Source organism: Pseudomonas sp. URIL14HWK12:I12, from assembly GCF_003097135.1.
Taxonomy (GTDB): domain Bacteria; phylum Pseudomonadota; class Gammaproteobacteria; order Pseudomonadales; family Pseudomonadaceae; genus Aquipseudomonas.
Genome location: NZ_QEQL01000003.1, coordinates 214989 through 230514 on the forward strand (window position 1 = coordinate 214989; position 15526 = coordinate 230514).

Consider the following 15526-nt stretch of genomic DNA (forward strand, 5'->3'; position numbering starts at 1 on the left):
CAGCGCTGCAAGCTCGGCCCCTGGCTGGTAGACTCGCCCTCCCTGCCTTCGCCCAGCCGTGACGTTTTCCGATGCTCGAACAGTACGTAAAGAAAATCCTCACCTCGCGCGTTTACGACGTTGCCGTCGAAACCCCTCTGCAGCCGGCCGGGCAGTTGTCCAAGCGGCTGGGCAACCGGGTATTGCTCAAGCGCGAAGACCTTCAGCCGGTGTTCTCCTTCAAGGTTCGCGGTGCCTACAACAAGCTGGCGCAGCTCAGCGAGGCTGAGCGCGCCCGCGGAGTGGTCACGGCCTCGGCCGGTAACCACGCCCAGGGCCTGGCCTTGGCAGCCCGGGAAATGGGCGTGAAGGCGACCATCGTGATGCCCAAGACCACGCCGGAGATCAAGGTCGAAGGCGTGCGTTCGCGCGGGGGCAAGGTGGTGCTGCATGGCGACTCCTTCCCCGAAGCGCTGGCCTATTCGCTCAAGTTGGTGGGCGAAAAGGGCTACGTGTATGTGCACCCCTACGATGACCCCGACACCATCGCAGGCCAGGGCACCGTGGCCATGGAGATCCTGCGCCAGCACCAGGGCGACCTCGACGCTATTTTCGTACCGGTAGGCGGGGGTGGCCTGATCGCGGGCATAGCGGCCTACGTCAAGTACCTGCGCCCGGAGGTGAAGGTAATCGGCGTCGAGCCAGACGACTCCAACTGCTTGCAGGCCGCGCTGGCGGCCGGCGAGCGTGTGGTGCTGCCGCAGGTGGGGTTGTTCGCCGACGGCGTGGCGGTGGCCCAGATCGGCCAGCACACCTTCGAGATCTGCCGCGAGCATGTCGATGAGGTGATCACTGTCAGCACCGACGAGATTTGCGCCGCGATCAAGGACATCTACGACGACACCCGCTCGATCACCGAGCCGGCCGGCGCGCTGGGTGTGGCGGGCATCAAGAAGTACGTCGAAGCCCGTGGCGCCAGCGGGCAAACGCTGATCGCCATCGATTCGGGTGCGAACGTCAACTTCGACCGCCTGCGCCATGTGGCCGAGCGGGCCGAGCTGGGCGAGGGGCGTGAGGCGATCATCGCCGTGACCATCCCGGAGCGGCCCGGCAGCTTCAAGGCCTTCTGTGAGGCAGTGGGCAAGCGGCAGATCACCGAATTCAACTACCGTTACCATACCGGTACCGAGGCGCACATCTTCGTCGGTGTGCAGACCCACCCCGACACCGACCCGCGCAGCGCGCTGGTGGCCAGCCTGCGCGAGCACGGCTTCCCGGTGCAGGACCTCACCGATAACGAGCTGGCCAAGCTTCACATCCGCCACATGGTCGGCGGCCACGCCGAAGCCGTGGATGATGAAATGGTGCTGCGCTTCGAGTTCCCCGAGCGGCCGGGCGCGCTGTTCAACTTTCTCAACCGCCTGGGCGGGCGCTGGAACATTTCCATGTTCCACTACCGCAATCACGGTGCGGCCGACGGCCGGGTGGTCGCCGGCCTGCAAGTGCCGCTGCACGAGCGCGAGCAGGCGCTGGCGGCGCTGGCCGAGATCGGCTATCCCTTCTGGGATGAAACCGACAACCCAGCCTATCGGCTGTTTCTGGGCTGAAACCCGCGAGGCACCATGAACACTTTGATCACCCTCAAGGCGCTGCACATCGCCGCCACTGTGCTGCTGCTCGCCAGCATCGGCGTGGTGGTTTGGCGTGCCATCAGCGCCTGGCGTGCCGGCGACCGGCGTTTGTTCGCCAGTTCCCTTGACCGCCCATGGTATGCGGCCTGGGCGGTGATGGCGCTGTGCATGCTGAGCTTCCCCGTCAGCGGCTGGTGGATGGTGCATACCGTTGGCTGGCCGTTGGGGCAAACCTGGCTGTTGGGTGGCGCTTGCCTTTACATCGTTGGCGCCCTGGCGTGGGTCTGGCTGCTGGCGCGCGTGCGGCGGCTGCGTGCGATGCCTGCGGGCGGGGAGCCCACGGCCGGGCAACAGCGTTGGGTCATGGGCTTGGCGGCACTGGCGCTGCTGGTGCTGATCGCGTTGCTGGTGTTGATGACTGCCAAGCCGGTGTGAACAGGTGGAAACACAGCAGGGCTTTTCAGAAACCCCTCACTTAAGGTAGGCACCTCGTTGCTGGGCTGGCGGGCTTTGTGGAACAATGCCCCAACATGCGTTTGCGAGGTTGTTGCTGTGATCGACCCCGATGGTTTCCGCCCCAATGTGGGCATCATCCTGACCAACGATGCTGGCCAGGTGCTATGGGCTCGACGCATCAATCAGGATGCCTGGCAGTTCCCGCAGGGCGGCATCAACCCGAACGAAACACCCGAACAGGCGTTGTACCGCGAGCTGAACGAGGAAGTGGGCCTGGAGCGTCAGGATGTTCAGATCCTGGCCTGCACCCGAGGCTGGTTGCGTTACCGCCTGCCCCAGCGGTTGGTGCGTACCCACAGCCAGCCGCTGTGCATCGGCCAGAAGCAGAAGTGGTTTTTGCTGCGCCTGGTATCCAACGAGCAGCGCGTCAGGATGGACCTGACCGGCAAGCCAGAGTTCGACGGCTGGCGCTGGGTCAGTTACTGGTACCCACTGGGCCAGGTTGTGACCTTCAAGCGTGAGGTCTACCGCCGGGCCCTCAAAGAGCTTGCGCCGCGCCTGTTGGCACGCGACTAGACGACGGAGTCCAAACCTCAGCCATGCTCAATACGCTGCGCAAGATCGTCCAGGAAGTGAACGCCGCCAAGGATCTCAAGGCGGCGTTGGGCATCATCGTCTTGCGCGTGCAAGAGGCCATGGGCTCGCAAGTGTGTTCGGTGTACCTGCTCGACCCCGAGGCCAATCGCTTCGTGCTGATGGCCACCGAGGGCTTGAACAAAAGCTCGATCGGCCAGGTCAGCATGGCGCCCAACGAAGGCCTGGTCGGCCTGGTTGGCACCCGCGAGGAGCCGCTGAACCTCGAAGACGCCGCAGCCCACCCCCGCTACCGCTATTTCGCCGAAACCGGCGAGGAACGCTTCGCCTCGTTCCTTGGCGCGCCCATCATTCACCATCGCCGAGTGGTGGGCGTGGTGGTGGTGCAGCAAAAAGAGCGCCGGCAGTTCGACGAGGGCGAAGAAGCTTTCCTGGTGACCATGAGCGCCCAGCTGGCGGGCGTCATTGCCCACGCCGAGGCGACCGGGTCCATCCGCGGGCTCGACCGGGGTGGCAAGCGTACTCAGGAAGCCAAGTTCGTCGGTGTGCCTGGTTCGCCAGGCGCTGCCGTCGGCAAGGCGCTGGTAGTGCTGCCGCCGGCAGACCTGGACGTTGTCCCGGATAAACCTGTCACCGATATCGACGCAGAGCTCGCGCTGTTCCAGAACGCCCTTGAAGGGGTGCGCAACGACATGCGCACGCTCTCGGCCAAGCTCGCTACCCAGTTGCGCCCCGAAGAGCGGGCGTTGTTCGATGTCTACCTGATGATGCTCGACGATGCCTCGCTCGGCAGCGAAGTGACGCAGATCATCAAGACCGGCCAATGGGCCCAGGGCGCCCTGCGCCAGGTGGTCACCGAGCACGTCAACCGGTTCGAGCTGATGGACGACGCCTACCTGCGTGAGCGGGCCTCGGACGTCAAAGACCTCGGCCGCCGCCTGCTGGCCTATCTGCAGCAGGCGCACCAGCAGGCGCTGGTGTATTCGGACAACACCATTCTGGTCAGCGAGGAGCTGACCCCGGCCATGCTTGGTGAAGTGCCCGAGGGCAAACTGGCGGGGCTGGTGTCGGTTATGGGCTCGGGCAACTCGCACGTGGCCATCCTGGCGCGGGCCATGGGCATCCCGACGGTCATGGGCCTGGTGGATTTCCCCTACTCCAAGGTCGACGGCATCGAGCTGATCGTCGACGGCTACAACGGTGAGGTGTTCACCAACCCCAGCGAGATCCTCACCAAGCAGTACGCCACCGTGGTGGCAGACGAGCGTGAGCTGGCCAAGGGGCTGGATGCGCTGCGTGAGTTGCCCTGCGTCACCACCGACGGCCATCGCATCCCGCTTTGGGTCAACACCGGCCTGCTCGCGGACGTAGCCCGGGCGCAGCAGCGTGGCGCCGAAGGCGTTGGCCTGTACCGCACCGAAGTGCCGTTCATGATCAACCAGCGCTTTCCCAGCGAAAAAGAGCAGCTGGCGATCTACCGCGAGCAATTGCTGGCCTTCCACCCGCTGCCGGTGACGATGCGCAGCCTCGACATCGGCGGCGACAAATCGCTGAGCTACTTCCCGATCACCGAAGACAACCCGTTCCTGGGCTGGCGCGGCATCCGCGTGACGCTGGATCACCCGGAGATTTTCCTGGTGCAGGCGCGCGCCATGCTCAAGGCCAGCGAAGGCCTCAACAACCTGCGGATCCTGCTGCCGATGATCTCCGGCACCCATGAGGTGGAGGAGGCCATGCACCTGATCCACCGCGCCTGGGGCGAGGTGCGCGACGAGGGCACCGACGTGCCGATGCCGCCGGTGGGCGTGATGGTCGAGATCCCGGCAGCGGTGTACCTCACCCGTGAGCTGGCGCGCCAGGTGGATTTCCTCTCTGTAGGCTCCAACGACCTGACCCAGTACCTGCTGGCCGTAGACCGCAACAACCCGCGTGTGGCCGACCTCTACGACTACCTGCACCCAGCGGTGCTGCAGGCCTTGCAGCACGTGGTCAACGAAGCCCATGCCGAAGGCAAGCCGGTGAGCATCTGCGGCGAAATGGCCGGCGACCCTGCGGCGGCCGTGCTGCTGATGGCCATGGGCTTTGATAGCCTGTCGATGAACGCCACTAACCTGCCGAAGGTGAAGTGGATGCTACGCCAGGTCAGCCACGCCAAGTCCCGTGAGTTGCTGGGGCAGTTGATGAAGATCGACAACCCGCAAGTTATCCACAGCTCGCTGCAGCTGGCCCTGAAGAATCAGGGCCTTGGCCGGATGATCAATCCACAGGCGCCCAAGACACTGTAAAGCGCAGGTCGGCCTCGCCCTGAGGCTGGCCGTGCGGCCCGAAGCTGCGTTCGAGCAGGCGGTGCTCGCCGTTTTCCCAGGCGTACACCAGCGTGCTGGCCCGTGTGCCATAGTGCTCGCCCTGAATGAAGGCGCTCGCTAGCCGGCGCTCAGTATCGAGCCCTACGCCGGTGTCTGGCAGCTCCTCGTCGGCCGGTTGCGTGGTGTCGCTCAGTAACCTGAACAACGCCTCAGGCTCGGGGTTTTCCAGCTCGGCTTCCAGCGCTTGCTGCGCGCGAATGAGTTTCGGCCACGGGGTATCGAGCTGCGCGTTGGACAGCCCGTAGACCCCTTCGTTGAGCCAGCTCAGGCGGTCCTGGCTGATCCAGCACAAGCGCCTGCCATCGCTGAGCAACAGGTTGAAACCGCTGTACTGCCCGGCACGGGTGAGCACTCGCGCGGCGTAGCGGTCCAGGGTGTCGGTGCCGGCCAGCCAGTCCCGTGGCAACTCACCGCGTGAGCGCTGCCCCAGGGGCTGGGCGGGGTCGCGCACATTGGTCACGGCGGCAAAGCGGCCATCGGTGCTCAGGCCCAGCCAGGTGCCGCCGGCCTCAAGGTCGCGCCCGGCGTATACGGTCGGGGCGTCATCCCATTGCGCTGCCTGCGCGCTGGGGCGTCGATGAAATTCGTCGCGGTTGGCCGCTACCAGCAGCGGCAAGGCATGGCCGGGGCGCCAGGCGAATACGATGAGGCACATGTCGTTTCCATCAAATTGAGCTACAGGCTTTCACTCTACGCGAGCGTCAGGGTTGCTGTAACATGTGCGCCGCCCCGTATTAGCAGATGCTGGCATTTGCTGTTATCAGATGCTCCAAAGGCTTTACGCCCTGTTCGAGGATTCCACATGCTGCCTTACCCGCAGATAGACCCGGTCGCTGTCGCGATCGGGCCCCTGAAGATCCACTGGTACGGCCTGATGTACCTGATCGGCATCGGCAGCGCCTGGCTGCTGGCTTCGCGCCGCCTGTCGCGCTTCGACCCCACCTGGACGCGCGAAAAACTCTCCGACCTGGTGTTCTGGTGCGCCATGGGTGTGATCGTCGGCGGCCGGCTGGGCTATGTGCTGTTCTACGACCTGCCGGCCTACATCGCCCAGCCCACGTTGATCTTCGAGGTATGGAAGGGCGGCATGTCGTTCCACGGAGGCTTCATCGGCGTGATGCTGGCAGCGTGGTGGTTCGGCAAGCGCAACAACAAGTCGTTCTTCGAGCTGATGGACTTCATCGCCCCCTTCGTGCCGATCGGCCTGGGCGCCGGGCGGCTGGGTAACTTCATCAACGCCGAGCTGTGGGGCAAGCCCACCGACCTGCCCTGGGCGATGGTGTTTCCGCCGTTCAGCGACCCGGCGCAGTTGCCACGCCATCCGTCGCAGCTTTACCAGTTCGCGCTCGAAGGCGTGGCGCTATTCGCTATCCTGTGGGTCTTTTCGCGCAAGCCACGCCCGACCATGGCCGTTTCCGGCATGTTCGCGCTGTTCTACGGGCTGTTCCGCTTTGCTGTGGAGTTCGTGCGCATGCCCGACGCCCAACTGGGTTACCTCGCGTTCGGTTGGGTCACCATGGGCCAGGTGCTGTGCCTGCCGATGATCATCGGCGGCCTGGTGCTGATCTGGCTGGCCTACCGCCGCCAAGGGCAAACTGCCCAGGCGCATTGATTCACCCGGCGGGGCGCACAGCCCCGCCCATATTTCCGGAAGAACCATGAAGCAATACCTCGACCTCGTCGCCCATGTCATCCAGCACGGTAGCCGCCAGAGCAACCGCACCGGCATCGACACCATCAGCTTTCCTGGTGCCATGCTGCGCTTCGACCTCGCCGAAGGCTTCCCGGCGGTCACCACGCGCAAGCTGGCGTTCAAGTCGGCGGTGGGCGAGATGTGCGGCTTCCTGCGCGGGGTGAACAACGCCGCCGAATTCCGTGCGCTGGGCTGCAAGGTCTGGGACCAGAACGCCAACGAAAACAGCCAGTGGCTGAACAACCCGTTCCGGCAGGGCACCGATGACCTGGGCGAGATCTACGGCGTGCAATGGCGCAGCTGGCCGGCCTACAAGCGCGTGCCCCTGCGCAATACCGCCGCCATTGCCCATTGTGCCGCTCAGGGCTACGTGCAACTGGCCGAAGGCGAGGAGGGCGGCGAGCCCTTCGCGGTGATGTACAAGGCCATCGACCAAGTGCGCCAGTGCCTAGACACCATCCATAAAGACCCCGGCAGCCGCCGCATCCTGTTTCACGGCTGGAACTGCGCCCAGCTCGACGAGATGGCCCTGCCACCCTGCCATCTGCTTTACCAGTTCCACCCCAATCCGCAAACGCGCGAGATCTCGCTCACGCTCTACATCCGCTCCAACGACCTGGGCCTGGGCACACCTTTCAACATCACCGAAGGGGCCGCGCTGCTGAGCCTGTTCGGCCGCCTCACCGGCTACACGCCGCGCTGGTTCACCTATTTCATCGGTGACGCGCATATCTACGAAAACCACCTCGACATGCTCAACGAGCAGATGCGCCGCGAGCCGCTGCCGGCGCCGAAGCTGGTGATCTCTGACCGGGTGCCGGCGTTCGCCGATACAGGGGTTTATGCGCCACAGTGGCTGGAGAACGTGGAGCCTTCGGACTTCACGCTGGAAGGCTATGAACATCATGCACCGTTGACGGCGCCGATGGCGGTTTGATCGGTCTGGTTGAGCTTGCGGGCTGCCCGTTACTGGAATAGCTGGGGCGATGCCTGGTGTAGGCCAACGGCGTAGGCAGCCAGCGGGCTGCCTCGCCGGCCAGGTTACACTACCAACCCCGCCGCATGGCCTGACGCCCAGGCCCACTGGAAGTTGAACCCGCCCAAGTGGCCGGTGACATCCAGCACTTCGCCGACGAAGTACAACCCTGGGCTTTTCAGGGACTCCAGCGTCTTGGATGACACCTCTCGCGTATCCACGCCCCCCAGCGTCACTTCGGCAGTGCGGTAACCCTCGGTACCTGCCGGCACCACCTGCCAACAGCTCAACCGCCCGGCCACGCCTTCGAGTTCGGCGTGGGTGTATTGCTTAAGCGGTTTGGACTCGAACCAGCTCTCGGTGAGCAACTGCGCCATCTTGCGGGTGAACACTTCGCCCAGCAGGGTGCGCAGTTCGATGTTCGGCCGCCCGGCCTGTTGTTCACGCAGCCATTGCAGCGCGTCCAGGCCAGGCAGCAGGTCGATTTCAAGCGTATCGCCGGCCTGCCAGAACGAGGAAATCTGCAGCATGGCCGGGCCACTCAGGCCGCGGTGAGTGAACAGCAGGTTCTCCCGGAAGGCCTGGCCGTTGCAGCGGGCGATGCAGTCTACCGAGGTCCCGGAAAGCTCGGTGCACAAGGCCTTGAGCTGGTCGGTGATGGTAAAGGGCACAAGCCCTGCACGGGTGTGCAGCAGCGTATGGCCGAACTGGCGGGCGATGTCGTAGCCGAACCCACTGGCGCCAAGGGTGGGAATGGACAGCCCACCGGTGGCCACCACCAACGATTGGCAGCTGACTTCACCGAGGGTCGTGCGCAATCGATAACCGCCGCTTTCAACCGCAGCGATGCGCTCGATGGAGGTGCTCATGTGCAGCTCCACGCCGGCCCACTCGCATTCGGTGAGCAGCACCTGGAGGATGTCGTTGGCCTTGTGGTCGCAGAACAGCTGGCCGAGCTTTTTCTCGTGGTACTCCACGCCATGGCGTTGCACCAGCTCGATGAAGTCCCACTGGGTGTAGCGCGCCAGCGCCGACTTGCAGAAGTGCGGGTTCTGCGAAAGGAAGTTGGCGGGCTCTGTGTGCAGGTTGGTGAAGTTGCAGCGCCCGCCACCGGACATCAGAATCTTCTTGCCGGGCTTGTTGGCGTGGTCCAGCAGCAACACCTTGCGCCCCCGGTAACCGGCCTGCGCCGCACACATCAGGCCGGCCGCGCCAGCGCCGATCACCACTACATCGGCTTGTATCACAACAGGCGCACCTTCAGGGCGCGGCCTTTGATCTTGCCGTTGTTCAGGTGCGCCATGGCCTGCTTGGCGATGCTGCGCTCAACCGCTACATAGGCCTGGAAATCGAAGATGGCGATCTTGCCGACGCTGGTGCCCGGCACACCGGCATCGCCGGTCAAGGCGCCGAGGATGTCGCCAGGGCGCAGTTTGTCTTTGCGCCCGGCGGCGATGCACAGCGTGGCCATCGGCGGCACCAGAGGGCCCTCGCCTTTGTTTTTGAAGCTGTCCAGCTCTTGCCAGTTGAGCGGCGCCTTCTGCAACGCCTCTACGGCCTGGGCACGATGGGCCTCGGCCGGCGCCACGAGGCTTACCGCCACACCTTGTTCGCCCGCACGGCCAGTGCGGCCCACGCGGTGCACGTGGATCTCGGCGTCGCGCGCCATCTCGACGTTGATCACAAGGTCCAGCCCGTCGATGTCGAGCCCGCGGGCGGCCACGTCGGTCGCTACGAGCACGGTGAGCGAGCGGTTGGCAAACAGCGCCAGCACCTGGTCGCGGTCACGCTGTTCCATCTCGCCATGCAGCGCCTCGGCGCTGATGCCCTTGGCGACCAGTTGCTCGACCACCTCCTGGCACTGCTGCCGGGTAAAGCAGAAGGCTACGCAGGTGGTGGGGCGGAAGTGCCCGAGCAGGCGCGCCACGGCGTTGATGCGCTGGTCAGGGGCGATCTCGCAGAATACCTGTTGAATCTGCGTATCACTGTGCAGCGCCTCGACCTTGACCTGCTGCGGGTCACGCAGGAACTGCCCGGCCAGCTGGTCGATGCCCTTGGGGTAGGTCGCCGAGAACAGCAGCGTCTGCCGGCGCGCCGGGGTGTGTTCGATGACCGCGGCGATAGCGTCGAAAAAACCCATGTCGAGCATGCGGTCGGCTTCGTCGAGCACCAGCTTGTTCAGGCCCGAAAGGCTCAGCGTCTGTTTGTCCAGATGCTGCTGCACCCGGCCGGGCGTACCGACGATCACGTGGGCGCCGTGCTCCAGCGAAGCGATCTGTGGGCCCAGCGGCACACCACCGCAGAGGGTCAGAATCTTGATGTTGTCCTCGGCCCGCGCCAGGCGGCGCAGCTCCTTGGCCACCTGGTCGGCCAGCTCGCGCGTGGGGCACAGCACCAGCGCCTGGCAGCCGAAGAAGCGCGGGTTCAGGCCTTGCAGCAGGCCGATGCCGAAGGCGGCGGTTTTGCCGCTGCCGGTCTTGGCCTGGGCAATCAGGTCGCGGCCGGCCAGGATCACAGGCAATGCCTGGGCCTGGATCGGCGTCATCTCCCGATAGCCGAGGCTGTCGAGGTTGGCCAGCATCGCGGCGGGCAGGGGAAGGCTGGAGAACGTGGTCACAGGCGGGTACCGAGGGGAAAATGCCGCGCAGTTTAACAGTGCGGCCGCCCTCGGAACATCGCAGCGCGTCAGGTGCGCTTGCGCCCTACCTCCGGTGAAAGCTGCACGAAGATCGTCGCCGCCAGCATCGCCATCAGCCCGATGGTGAGAAACGTCAGCTGAAAGGCGCCCAGCACGGTGCTTACGCCATCGGCGCTCACGCTGGAGGTGAAACCGCCCAGCAAGGCGCCAGCGCTGGCCACCCCCAGGCTCATCGACAGTTGCGCTACTACCGACAGCAGGCTGTTGCCACTGCTGGCCTCGTTGTCGCTGAGATCAATCAGGGTCACGGTGTTCATGGCCGTGAACTGGATGGAGTTCACTGCCCCCAGCACGCCGAGGTGTATCAGCAATGCCACGTAGGGTGTTTCATCGCTCACCAGGCCGATGCTGGCCATCATCGCGCCCAGCAGCAGGGTATTACCGGTCAGCACCGTCCGGTAACCGAACCGCTCGATCAAGGGGCGTGCCAACGATTTGGCAACCATGGCCGAGGCCGCCAGCGGGATCATGCTCATGCCGGCTTCCGACGGGGTGTAGCCCAGCGCCACCTGCAGCAGCAAGGGCACCAGAAACGGCAGCGCCCCGCTGCCCAGCCGCGCGAAGAGGTTGCCCAGAATGCCCACCGCGAAGCTGCGGGTGCGAAACAGCGACGCGCTGAATAGCGGGTTGGGGTCATGTACCGCGCGCAGCCAGTAGGCGGCCAGGCAGGCCATGCCGGCAAACAGCAGCAAAATCACCCGCAGGTGTGACAGGTGCAACTCGCCCAGGCCCTCCAGCGCGATGGTGATCAACACCATGGCCGCGCCGAATAGGATGAACCCCTGCCCGTCGAAGGGCGTCTGCTCGCCGCGCAGGTCTGGCAATGCCCGCTTCACCGCCCAGCAACCCAGCGCGCCCACCGGCAGGTTGATCAGGAAGATCCAGTGCCAGCTGGCATATTCCACCATCCAGCCGCCCAGGGTCGGGCCGATCAATGGGCCGAACAACCCCGGAATGGTGATGAAACTCAGGATGCGCACCAGCTCCGAACGCGGATACGCCCGCAGCACTACCAGCCTGCCGACCGGCACCAACAGCGCACCGCCCATGCCCTGGATGACCCGTGCGCACACCAGCGTCGTGAGGTTTGGCGACACCGCACACAGCAACGAGCCGAAGGTGAACAGCCCGATGGCGCTGAAAAACACTTGTTTGGTGCCGAAGCGGTCAGCGATCCAGCCGGAGGCCGGCATCAGCAGCGCCACGGTGAGCATGTAGGAAATCACCACCGACTGCATGCGCAGCGGGTTTTCCGCAAGGTCGCGTGCCATGGAAGGCAGCGCGGTGTTGAGGATGGTGGCGTCGAGCGACTGCATGAAGAAAGCGATGGCGACCACCCAGGGTAGCCAGCGGGCGGTGGTGGGGGTCAGCAGAGGGCGTTCTGGCATAGGAAGGCCTTGTACGAGAGCAAGTGGCAAGCAGGTGTGGCGTTGGACCGCACCTCGAAGCAAAGCGCTCAACCGTGAACGGTGAGCCTGTCAGAGATCGCGCCACAACGAATCGAAGTTCTCTTCCGGCGCGCTGTGCTCGGCGCCGTGTTGCTTGCCGGCCGGGTCGCCGGGTTGTTCGAGGGTCAGGTATTCGAACTGGTTGAAGCTGCCCGTGGCGGCCACGCGCTTGCCAAGGCCGGCATTGCGCTCGTCGCCGTGGGTATTGATGCGTACCTTGTGGCCTTCCTGAAACGGCAGGCGCGGCGCCATGAGCGTTGCCGGGATGTCGATCGCACGGATTTCGGGCAACAGCAGGCCCCGCAGGTATTCGCTGTTGGGCTCGTTGCCGCGCACCAGCTGCACGCCGCACGGCTGGGCGTGAGGTGCCAGCAGCTCGATGCCCATCTGCGTGCCGCCATTGCGCACCTGGCGGATCCAGCGCACCACAGCGACGCTCCAGCCTTGGCCGGGTGCATCCTGAATGCCGACCATCTCGCCGGCCTGCAATTGTGCGGGCACTTCCCGAGGCCACGCCAGGCAGTAGCCGCCGGGGCTGTGATTGACGATCTGAAGGCTGTAGGTGGGGTAGTCACTGCCACCGGGCGCCTGCGCCTGCGGCTTGCCCTGGTCGCTTGGCCCGTCGTACTGGATCTCCTCCATCACGATGTGGTGGTCAGCTTCGAAGGTGTGCGCCCAGCTTTGGCCGCTGCCGAACTGCGCTTGCCCGGCCGAGGGCCGGCGCAGCAGCTCGACGAACGAGCGCTCACCGCCCAGATAGAAATGCAGCGCGCTCATGCCCATGCACAGGGTGAGGTGGCCGGTGCCCGGCATGCGCTCGAAGCTGCGCTCCGACACATTGCCCCAGGCTGCCGAGAGGTGCTGCAGCAGGTCGAGGCTGAAGCTTGGCGGTACCATCAGCCGTGAGGCGCTGCGCTGCTCAGGGGTGCAGGTGACGTATTCATGGATCACGTCAGACAGCCGCAGCGTGTCGACGCCTATCAGCGCCGGCCACTGGTTTTCGCCGAACATCGACTTGTAGCGCGGCGGCCCGTCCACGGCAGGTGAAATGGCGAAGAGGCTGTTCTCGGCCACCGCCGATTGCAGCCGCACCAGCGCGCTCCAGGCCTCGAGCACCTCGGCCAACCGAGAGATGGCGCTTTGGCGCATCTGATTGCAGCGCGAGCTGCCCAGCAACAGCGAGCAGACATAGGCCTGTTCCGGGGTCAGGGCGCGGGTGTTGCGGGCCAGCTCATCCGCCACGGCGGTGTGCTGCAGCTTCTGCTCCTGGGCGACCAGGTAAAGGGTGTGCAGCTCGATCCACAGGCCATCGGGCACAGGGCAGTAGAGCAGGGCCGAACGCACCAGGGGCCCGTGCAAGGCATGCAGGGCGCGCTCCAGGGCGATGGCCAGCTGCGTGTTGCGGTCGCGCGCAGCACTGGGCACCAGTTGCACGATGATCTGCTTATAACCCACGGCAAGCTGGTTCTGCAGGGCCTGGCAGAGGTTGGCGACCTTGCGGGCTCGCTCGTCGAGCACCACAGCCTGGTTCAGAAAGTGTTTTTCCAGATGCTTGCAGACGTAATACACCTCCGGCCGCAGCAGCTCGAGCAGTGGCAGGCGTATGTCGGCGGGGCAGGCTAGCTGGGTCAGCTCGGCCAGGCCTTGATACAGCAGCCGGGCGGTTTCGCCGATGTTCGCCTTGGGCAGGGCGTCGATCCAGATCTTGAAATCACGCGCGTTGGCTTCGCAGAAGGTCAGGCTCTTCTGCGAGGGCGTCGGGGCGCGCAATAACGAGTGAGGGCTGGGGCGAGGCATCAGAATCCGGGGTCCTGTTAGATTCGACGGGGGCTAGCGTACGTTTCGATCGTAGTCTGGCACCAAAATGCCACATCAGTTTGACGTCAATGTACCAGCATTGGCTCAATGTTAGAGACCCACCGCCCGCCGAGCAGTTCGGCGGGCGCTCAAGGCATTAGCCTTGGGCCGGCAGCCCCAGGCCCTGGCCCATCTTCACAGGTGCCAGGGTCGCCAGTGCATGGGCCCACTTCACCTGCTCGGGGCCGAACAGCACGATGACGGTGGAGCCCAGCTTGAAGCGGCCCATTTCGGCGCCTTTTTCCAGATGGATCGGGCCGCGTGCGGCTTCGTCATAGCGCCAGCTCTTGAGCTCGCGCTTGGGCGGGGTTACCAGGCCGGCCCATACCGTTTCAATAGAGGCCACGATCATGGCCCCTACCAGCACCATGGCCATCGGGCCGAGCTCGGTATCGAAGATGCATACCACTCGTTCGTTGCGAGCGAACAGCTCGGGCACGTTTTCGGCCGTGACCTGGTTGACCGAAAAGATGCGCCCGGGCACATAGATCATCTCGCGCAAGGTGCCGGCCAGCGGCATGTGCACGCGGTGGTAGTCACGCGGAGAGAGGTAGACGGTCGCGAACTGGCCGCCCATGAAGGGTGCGGCGTTGGCGGGGTCTCCGCCCAGCAGCTCTTGTACGCTGAAGCTGTGCCCCTTGGCCTGGAATACCCGGCCGTGTTCGATGGGGCCCAGCTGGCTGATGGCGCCGTCGGCCGGGCACAGCACCGCCCCTGGGGTTGGGTCGAACGGGCGAGCGTCGGGCTTAAGGGCGCGAGTGAAGAAGTCGTTGAAGTGCGCGTAGGCGGTCACGTCCTCGACCTGGGCTTCGCTCATGTCGACCTTGAAGTGGCCGGCGAACCAGCGGGTGAAGGTGTTCTTCACCCAGCGCACGCGGCACTCGGCCAGGCAGCCGGCCAGGCGTGAGATCAGGTGATGGGGCAGCAGGTACTGCGCAAGGATGAACAAACGATCTTTCATGAACGGTCCTTAAACATCGATGGGCGTGTCGGGGTGGTTGCCCCATTCACCCCAGGAGCCGGCATAAGCCTTGACCCGGGGATAGCCCAGCGCTTTGGCGGCAAGGTAGGTAAAACCGGAACGGTGGTGGGTCTGGCAGTGGGTGATCACTTCCTTGTCGGGGGTGATGCCCAGTGCCGTGAGCTGTTTGGTCAGGTCTTGGCGGATGCGCAGCTGGCGGGCAGGGTCCATGCCGGCTGTCCATTCCAGGTTGGCGGCGCCAGGCACGTGGCCACCGCGGGCGGCGAGGACCTTTTCACCCCGGTACTCGGCGGGGCTGCGCGCGTCCCAGATAGCCAGGTCAGCGGCGCCCAGGCGGCTTTGCAGGTACGCAAGCGTTGCGGTGGGCCCGTCACTGAGCGTGAGGGCAACCGGGCCGCCGGCAGGGGCGGGGGCGCCGGTTTCCAACGCCCGGCCTTCGGCCTCCCAGGCCAATAGGCCGCCGTCGAGGTAGTGATAGCGGGTGTGGCCGATCACATCGAGCAACCAGATGAAGCGCCCGGCCCAACCACCGCCTTCGTCGTCATACACCACGTAGGTCGCCTCGGGGCGATGGCCCAGCTCGCCGAACAGCGCTTGCAGGTCAGCCTGCGCCGGCAACAGGCCAGGCGCGGGCGGGCCGCCCAGTTGGGTGCGCTTGGGGTCGACGAACCGCGCGCCGGGGATGTGCCCGGCGCCGTAGCGGGCAGCGCTGGTCAGGTCGACCAGGATCAGCCCGGGGGCGCCAAGGCGCGCCTGAAGTTGCGCCGGTTCGATCACCAGCGGCAAGCCAGAGAAGTCAGGCATCGGTGCTCACTCTCGAAGGCAGAAAGCGACGATTGTACCCCA

At 65.0% G+C, this 15526-nt stretch carries 13 protein-coding genes; 6 read left to right on the plus strand and 7 right to left on the minus strand.

Features of this window, described 5'->3' with window-relative positions:
- Nucleotides 1-71: 71 nt before the first annotated feature.
- The 4 genes from ilvA to ptsP all read left to right on the plus strand — a co-directional run bounded on the left by ilvA (nt 72) and on the right by ptsP (nt 4945).
- A complete protein-coding gene (ilvA, locus tag F474_RS11110; protein ID WP_097084454.1) occupies nt 72-1586 on the plus strand; it encodes a threonine ammonia-lyase, biosynthetic in 1515 nt (504 codons plus the stop codon).
- Nucleotides 1587-1601: 15 nt separating this feature from the next.
- Entirely contained in the window at nt 1602-2045 is a 444-nt protein-coding gene (locus tag F474_RS11115) for a DUF2269 family protein (protein ID WP_097084455.1), read from the plus strand.
- Nucleotides 2046-2162: 117 nt separating this feature from the next.
- Nucleotides 2163-2642, plus strand: coding sequence for an RNA pyrophosphohydrolase (locus F474_RS11120; RefSeq protein WP_097084456.1), 480 nt, complete (start codon nt 2163-2165; stop codon nt 2640-2642).
- 23 nt (nt 2643-2665) lie between these two features.
- Nucleotides 2666-4945 carry a phosphoenolpyruvate--protein phosphotransferase gene (gene ptsP, locus F474_RS11125; RefSeq protein WP_097084457.1) on the plus strand — a complete coding sequence of 760 codons (2280 nt, stop codon included), beginning with the start codon at nt 2666-2668 and terminating at the stop codon, nt 4943-4945.
- On the opposite strand, the gene F474_RS11130 is transcribed toward ptsP, so the two are convergent.
- On the minus strand, nt 4917-5681 hold the full coding sequence (locus tag F474_RS11130; RefSeq protein WP_097084458.1) for an NRDE family protein: 765 nt from the start codon (nt 5679-5681) through the stop codon (nt 4917-4919). The two genes, ptsP and F474_RS11130, sit on opposite strands and share 29 nt — an antisense overlap.
- Before the next feature lie 147 nt (nt 5682-5828).
- On the opposite strand from F474_RS11130, the gene lgt reads away from it, so the two are divergent.
- Together lgt and F474_RS11140 are read left to right on the plus strand one after the other, a co-directional pair.
- Nucleotides 5829-6638, plus strand: coding sequence for a prolipoprotein diacylglyceryl transferase (lgt, locus tag F474_RS11135; protein WP_097084459.1), 810 nt, complete (start codon nt 5829-5831; stop codon nt 6636-6638).
- 46 nt (nt 6639-6684) lie between these two features.
- On the plus strand, nt 6685-7656 hold the full coding sequence (locus F474_RS11140; protein WP_097084460.1) for a thymidylate synthase: 972 nt from the start codon (nt 6685-6687) through the stop codon (nt 7654-7656).
- Between the two features lie 104 nt (nt 7657-7760).
- Here the strand turns inward: F474_RS11140 and F474_RS11145 are convergent, their stop codons facing one another.
- The 6 genes from F474_RS11145 to F474_RS11170 all read right to left on the minus strand — a co-directional run bounded on the left by F474_RS11145 (nt 7761) and on the right by F474_RS11170 (nt 15484).
- On the minus strand, nt 7761-8942 hold the full coding sequence (locus F474_RS11145) for an NAD(P)/FAD-dependent oxidoreductase (protein WP_097084461.1): 1182 nt from the start codon (nt 8940-8942) through the stop codon (nt 7761-7763).
- Nucleotides 8939-10276, minus strand: coding sequence for an ATP-dependent RNA helicase DbpA (dbpA, locus tag F474_RS11150; protein ID WP_256577717.1), 1338 nt, complete (start codon nt 10274-10276; stop codon nt 8939-8941). The genes F474_RS11145 and dbpA overlap by 4 nt, the downstream gene beginning before the upstream one ends.
- Before the next feature lie 104 nt (nt 10277-10380).
- Complete coding sequence (gene mdtD / locus F474_RS11155; protein ID WP_097084463.1) at nt 10381-11781, minus strand: multidrug transporter subunit MdtD; 1401 nt, start codon at nt 11779-11781, stop codon at nt 10381-10383.
- 90 nt (nt 11782-11871) lie between these two features.
- A complete protein-coding gene (locus F474_RS11160; protein ID WP_097084464.1) occupies nt 11872-13638 on the minus strand; it encodes a molecular chaperone in 1767 nt (588 codons plus the stop codon).
- A gap of 157 nt (nt 13639-13795) precedes the next feature.
- Nucleotides 13796-14659 (minus strand): archaetidylserine decarboxylase, encoded by an 864-nt coding sequence (asd, locus tag F474_RS11165; protein WP_097084465.1) that lies wholly within the window; start codon nt 14657-14659, stop codon nt 13796-13798.
- Nucleotides 14660-14668: 9 nt separating this feature from the next.
- Nucleotides 14669-15484 (minus strand): rhodanese-like domain-containing protein, encoded by an 816-nt coding sequence (locus tag F474_RS11170; RefSeq protein WP_097084466.1) that lies wholly within the window; start codon nt 15482-15484, stop codon nt 14669-14671.
- Between the last annotated feature and the right edge of the window lie 42 nt (nt 15485-15526).

Excerpts from the sequence above, each read along its gene's own strand:
- mdtD (WP_097084463.1), bottom strand. The coding sequence starts at position 11,781 with ATGCCAGAACGCCCTCTGCTGACCCCCACCACCGCCCGCTGGCTACCC.
- F474_RS11170 (WP_097084466.1), bottom strand. The coding sequence starts at position 15,484 with ATGCCTGACTTCTCTGGCTTGCCGCTGGTGATCGAACCGGCGCAACTT.
- F474_RS11160 (WP_097084464.1), bottom strand. The coding sequence starts at position 13,638 with ATGCCTCGCCCCAGCCCTCACTCGTTATTGCGCGCCCCGACGCCCTCG.
- ilvA (WP_097084454.1), top strand. The coding sequence starts at position 72 with ATGCTCGAACAGTACGTAAAGAAAATCCTCACCTCGCGCGTTTACGAC.
- F474_RS11140 (WP_097084460.1), top strand. The coding sequence starts at position 6,685 with ATGAAGCAATACCTCGACCTCGTCGCCCATGTCATCCAGCACGGTAGC.
- F474_RS11130 (WP_097084458.1), bottom strand. The coding sequence starts at position 5,681 with ATGTGCCTCATCGTATTCGCCTGGCGCCCCGGCCATGCCTTGCCGCTG.
- ptsP (WP_097084457.1), top strand. The coding sequence starts at position 2,666 with ATGCTCAATACGCTGCGCAAGATCGTCCAGGAAGTGAACGCCGCCAAG.
- dbpA (WP_256577717.1), bottom strand. The coding sequence starts at position 10,276 with ATGCTGGCCAACCTCGACAGCCTCGGCTATCGGGAGATGACGCCGATC.
- asd (WP_097084465.1), bottom strand. The coding sequence starts at position 14,659 with ATGAAAGATCGTTTGTTCATCCTTGCGCAGTACCTGCTGCCCCATCAC.
- F474_RS11115 (WP_097084455.1), top strand. The coding sequence starts at position 1,602 with ATGAACACTTTGATCACCCTCAAGGCGCTGCACATCGCCGCCACTGTG.
- lgt (WP_097084459.1), top strand. The coding sequence starts at position 5,829 with ATGCTGCCTTACCCGCAGATAGACCCGGTCGCTGTCGCGATCGGGCCC.